Below are 4,684 nucleotides of genomic sequence, written 5' to 3'. Positions count from 1 at the left end.
TCCCTAAACTTTTTCAGAAACTCACAAAATACTAGATATTAAACCCACATTCCGCAGGTATGATAGCTTGTGCTGGCTTATCAGTTCGCAAAATGCTGTATTTTTGAAACATGGATATTTCAGCATCACAAATCAGACTAGAAGATATCAATCACTTAGGCATAGTGGCAAGGATTATTGATGAAATGGGTTTAGTTGAGCAAATTAACCAATTGCTTGGAACTCATCCTCAAGAAACTGCAATTATCCCTCTCCGAAGAAAACTTGTGATTTTTTAGGAGAGGGATACCATTGAAACACAACGGACTGGCAGATTTATTCTTGCTACCAATGTTCTTGAGGCCAAGAAACTTAAAGATGAAGATGTTTTAGGTGAATATAAAGCACAACAAATCTACAGAACGTGGTTTTTGGTTTCTCAAAGACCCATTATTTTTTACTTCCACTGTTTTTCTAAACTCAAGGAAAAGAGTTACAGTTCTTTGGTTCTCCTGGTCGTAAATATTATCTTCTTTGCTAATGAACCTGCGGAATGTGGGTTTTATTCTTGATGGTGAAATTTTTTCATCTCTACGAGAAGTAGTGCGTAGCGCATCTAAGAGACTACCTTCATAACTTCTTCACAAAATACTTGTAGTATGTAGGTGTAGCCAAGTGAAGGAAATACGCTATGGATACGAATCTGGAAGAAACCACTAAAACTATAGATACAAATACCTCTACAATTGTGACTCAGACGGATACAGAACCCAATGAAAAAGTGACTTCAGAGGAATTCAAAATTTCTGGCGATTTACTTGTAGCCAAAATAAAAGAACTCATCCATCAGGGTAATATTCGCCGCATAATTATCAAGCATGAAGAAGGTAATACCTTAATCGAAATTCCCATGACAGTGGGTGTGATTGGCGGTGTTATCAGTGCAGCATTTTTCCCAGTGTTAGCAGCTATCGGGGTTATTGGTGCAATGGTAGCGCACTTGACAATTGTGATTGAGCGTCAAGAGTCGACTGAGTCAAGCGAGGACGACAAAGAGTGAGGTCTATTTTATAGAATTTAGCTAGCTTCCTCTACATAATACGTATGGGGAGTCTCAAATTTGCAAAATTGCTGTGGCAAGGGAAAAAGTGCTCTTAGCAGGGAGAACGTCGTTTTTCCCCTGCTAAGAGCTTAGGGAAACAAGGTTTCAAGCCCTCGAATTTGTTCCTGTCAGCTCCCCTTTTCTCCTCAAGCCACTATATTTATATATGGGGTTTCTCCCCTGCTCCCCGCTCCTCTGGCTCTTTGTGACTACCAATTTCCTGTTGATAAACTGTATATATGGCTCCCGGTAATCCTATTTATAATCTGTTTACCGCAGGTGGGGTGGTAATGTTTCCCCTCCTGGCATTTTCTGTATTAGCGATCGCATTAATTCTTGAAAGGGTAATATTTTGGTTACACTTGGGTAGCTATCAAAATACTGTGGTAGAAGAAGCTCTTAAATTGTACCGCGAGAATAATGTAGTTAGTGTTCTAGATGAACTGCGTAAAAACACTGATTTACCCATAGTCCGCATATTTCTGGTAGCCCTAGAATTGGATGAAGCCACCCCAGAAGATTTCCGTTTAGCATTAGAAAGTGCTGCACAAGCAGAAATTCCCCTACTCAAAAGGTTCCAAAATATCTTTGAAACGATTATCAGCCTGGCTCCATTATTAGGATTATTAGGTACTGTTTTGGGGTTAATTAGCGCATTTAAGAACCTGAATATTGGTAGTAATACAGGTACTCAAGTAGGTGGTATTAGTGAAGCTTTGGTTTCTACAGCTTCAGGGTTGATTGTGGCAATTATTACCCTATTATTTGCCAACACCTTCCGGGGACTTTACCTGCGTCAAATCGCCCAAATTCAAGAATATGGTGGACAATTAGAACTACTTTACCGTCGCTATTATCAGAGAGGGGACAAAAATTATGCATCTACCAGATGAGCCAGATTTGCCACCACAGTTAAATATTTTGCCCATGATTGATGTCATCTTTGCAATTTTGGCATTTTTCATCATCTCCACCATGTTTTTAACTAAACAGGAAGGATTACCAGTCAACTTACCCAATGCAATTACCGCTAAACCTCAACTATCATCAGAGTCAATTACTGTCACAATTGATAGTAAAGGTAAAATTAGCTTGAATCGTCAACCTGTTACTCTCAATACCTTGCAAACCCAAGTCCAAGGGTTAATTGGTTCTCAACAGCAGGTATTGGTAATGGTGCAAGCCGATAAAAAGGTAAATCATGGACAAGTAGTAGCAGTAATGGATAGATTGCGCCAGGTAAAGGGAGCACAATTAGCGATCACTGCTGAAAAATCCCAGTAATTTCTAGTTAATTCTGGTGTACAGCATAGCCGTTTTTTGTCATATTTGAGAATGGAGAATACTATTTAAAATCAAATTGACCGAAAAGTAAGCACAAGGCGCAATAATTCATTAATTCATTAATTCATTATTTCAAGCCCTTGACTTTAGATTATGAGGTCAATCCAAAATCGTTTGACGGCTCGACTGAGCGCTTACGACAAAGTCCAAAATCCAAAATTGTTTGACAGAGGGAAGACACCATGACTATTTGGGTAAACGAACAAATCGATCCATCTGGGATGATTCATGCTTGTATTGCTTGTTGTGACAAATCTCAGGCTCAAGATTGTCACGAGTCTTTTCTGGCTAATTTGACTGCAACTCAAAAAGCTGCTGGTTGGATAGCACAATTACGCACAGTTGATTCGTGGGATGAAGTTCCTGTTAATGCCTTAAAACTGAATTAGGAAACTTCCAGCAAAAATTATCCCACAAAATTTTGTTCACTGTTAACTGATAACTGTTCTGTCTAAAAATATTATTTCCCTGTACCTCCATTTCAATTATTAACGTGGTAATTGCTCACATCACAAAATATTGCCTGGAAATATTGGATAAATATAATGTTATTATCAAAAAAAATCAATAATTCAAAATAACTGTAATAACATCACACTAATCATAGGTTTTGTGATCATAATTCTGTAACCTCCAGATTTATCAATCACATCCATGAATAAACTCAAAAAATTTGAACAATCACCATCAGATTAGTGAATTATCCCACAATTTATCCTTCCGAGCAGAGCCACCCGATTAAATTGGTTGGCAAGATGGGGAAAGCAATTCAGATTACAATTCACTCCCCTAGTGAGTATATCCAAACAAACCGTGATCGCATATTCCCAGATTGGCACAATCAAACTTCATTCTGGGTGGTAATTGTTTTACAGCAATCTCAGTATGAGATGCTGGAAATAACCCCTAAAGTAGAGAAGGAAAAGCAACAGCTACGAGAAAATTTCATGCGGTTTGGTTTTGATGTAGTTTTTCATTTACGGGATGGTGGATACCTAAGTGACTTAATTGATCCGCGCACTGGTTATCCTTTACTTTCTCGTCCTGGAGAAATTCCCCATGATGATACTGCTGCGGTAAAAGCTCTCCTCAATTATCCTATAATTCGTAACAAATGCCGTGTACTAATTCATCCTCAATGGGGAATCTCGGTTTACCCCAGTATTTTTATTTCAACGGCTAATCCCACAGTCATAGAATTAGCAATTAAAAATATAGCCCCTGACCACGGATGGAAGTAATACCATTTTAGATTTTAGATTTTGGATTGTGAAAGAGTTACTAGATAAGCTTTTCTTTCTTTTCATCTGTCGGAATCATTTTTTCTAAATAACCATAATGATGGCTAGAGTAATCTGAATACAAAAATTGAAAATAGTATGGATGACTCACAAACAGCAAATTTTCCCCAGCAACAAAAGCTTTTAGAGGGTAACGGGAAAATTTCTATTATTATTCCAGTTATTAATGAAGCAGTAAATATCAAATCCACCCTAGCTACTACTCAACCAAGTAGAAATGTAGAAGTAATTGTTGTAGATGGTGGCTCCAGTGATGGGACGGTAGAAATAGTAAGTAATTTAGGATTAAAAGTGATTGTGGCTAATCCTGGACGTGCTTTACAAATGAATACAGGTGCTTGGGCTACAACTGGGGATATTTTGCTGTTTCTTCATGCAGATACTCGCTTACCACCTGGATTTGATACCATGATTCGTCAAGCTATGGAAGTATCTGGGGTAGTTGCGGGTGCATTCACCCTGAAGATAGATGCAGAATTGGCGAGTTTGCGATTAATTGAGAAAGGTGTAGGCTGGCGATCGCGTTTTTGGCAAATGCCCTATGGTGACCAAGGAATATTTCTCAAACAGGAAGTATTTCAAGCTGTTGGTGGGTTTCCGGAATTGCCGATTATGGAAGACTTTGAATTTATACGTAGTTTAAAACGTCAAGGAAGAATAGTTACTTTACCAGCACCAGTAATTACATCTGCAAGACGTTGGTTAAAAAAGGGTGTTTGGCAAACTACTTTCATTAATCAAGTCGTAATTGTGGCTTATTTTTTAGGTATTTCTCCCGAACGTATTCGCAGTTGGTATCGTCGGGGAAAACTTTAGCCTTATGCAGATTCATTCATTCCAGGGTTTGCAACTGCAAACTCACAAACTTTAGAACTACTTGGGTTCTGTAAAAAGAGCTATTTAAGCTGATATTTGCGGTTGAGGCACGAAAAAAGCGATCGCCTGCTTCAAGGCTATT

At 38.4% G+C, this 4,684-nt stretch carries 7 protein-coding genes and 1 pseudogene; all 8 read left to right on the top strand.

Annotation, left to right across the window (positions count from 1 at the left end; genetic code table 11):
• Positions 1-110: 110 nt before the first annotated feature.
• The 8 genes and pseudogenes from CALSC_RS25305 (at position 111) to CALSC_RS25275 (ending at position 4,542) form a co-directional block, all read left to right on the top strand.
• A complete protein-coding gene (locus tag CALSC_RS25305) occupies positions 111-278 on the top strand; it encodes a DUF4277 domain-containing protein (protein ID WP_088243944.1) in 168 nt (55 codons plus the stop codon).
• A 15-nt stretch (positions 279-293) separates the two neighbouring features.
• Positions 294-483 (top strand): annotated as a pseudogene (locus CALSC_RS26175) (IS1634 family transposase); the annotation flags it as partial.
• Positions 484-670: 187 nt separating this feature from the next.
• Complete coding sequence (locus tag CALSC_RS25300) at positions 671-1,039, top strand: DUF4342 domain-containing protein (protein ID WP_088243943.1); 369 nt, start codon at positions 671-673, stop codon at positions 1,037-1,039.
• Between the two features lie 281 nt (positions 1,040-1,320).
• The gene (locus tag CALSC_RS25295) at positions 1,321-1,974 is read left to right on the top strand and encodes a MotA/TolQ/ExbB proton channel family protein (RefSeq protein ID WP_088243942.1); all 654 of its coding nucleotides are present in this window, start codon (positions 1,321-1,323) and stop codon (positions 1,972-1,974) included.
• Positions 1,958-2,365 (top strand): ExbD/TolR family protein, encoded by a 408-nt coding sequence (locus tag CALSC_RS25290; RefSeq protein WP_088243941.1) that lies wholly within the window; start codon positions 1,958-1,960, stop codon positions 2,363-2,365. Before CALSC_RS25295 ends, CALSC_RS25290 begins: the two co-directional genes overlap by 17 nt.
• A gap of 242 nt (positions 2,366-2,607) precedes the next feature.
• Positions 2,608-2,814: a glycogen debranching protein gene (locus CALSC_RS25285; RefSeq protein WP_088243940.1), complete on the top strand. Its 207-nt coding sequence runs from the start codon at positions 2,608-2,610 to the stop codon at positions 2,812-2,814.
• 306 nt (positions 2,815-3,120) lie between these two features.
• On the top strand, positions 3,121-3,666 hold the full coding sequence (locus CALSC_RS25280) for a methylmalonic aciduria and homocystinuria type D protein (RefSeq protein WP_088243939.1): 546 nt from the start codon (positions 3,121-3,123) through the stop codon (positions 3,664-3,666).
• A 138-nt stretch (positions 3,667-3,804) separates the two neighbouring features.
• Positions 3,805-4,542, top strand: coding sequence for a TIGR04283 family arsenosugar biosynthesis glycosyltransferase (locus CALSC_RS25275; RefSeq protein WP_088243938.1), 738 nt, complete (start codon positions 3,805-3,807; stop codon positions 4,540-4,542).
• Positions 4,543-4,684 lie beyond the last annotated feature (142 nt).

This window comes from Calothrix rhizosoleniae SC01, assembly GCF_900185595.1.
GTDB lineage: Bacteria > Cyanobacteriota > Cyanobacteriia > Cyanobacteriales > Nostocaceae > Calothrix_A > Calothrix_A rhizosoleniae.
This window is presented reverse-complemented; position numbering and strand designations above follow the sequence as displayed.

What these genes read in the sequence shown, in the direction of transcription:
- CALSC_RS25305 (WP_088243944.1), top strand. Translation starts at nt 111, where the DNA reads ATGGATATTTCAGCATCACAAATCAGACTAGAAGATATCAATCACTTA.
- CALSC_RS25300 (WP_088243943.1), top strand. Translation starts at nt 671, where the DNA reads ATGGATACGAATCTGGAAGAAACCACTAAAACTATAGATACAAATACC.
- CALSC_RS25295 (WP_088243942.1), top strand. Translation starts at nt 1,321, where the DNA reads ATGGCTCCCGGTAATCCTATTTATAATCTGTTTACCGCAGGTGGGGTG.
- CALSC_RS25290 (WP_088243941.1), top strand. Translation starts at nt 1,958, where the DNA reads ATGCATCTACCAGATGAGCCAGATTTGCCACCACAGTTAAATATTTTG.
- CALSC_RS25285 (WP_088243940.1), top strand. Translation starts at nt 2,608, where the DNA reads ATGACTATTTGGGTAAACGAACAAATCGATCCATCTGGGATGATTCAT.
- CALSC_RS25275 (WP_088243938.1), top strand. Translation starts at nt 3,805, where the DNA reads ATGGATGACTCACAAACAGCAAATTTTCCCCAGCAACAAAAGCTTTTA.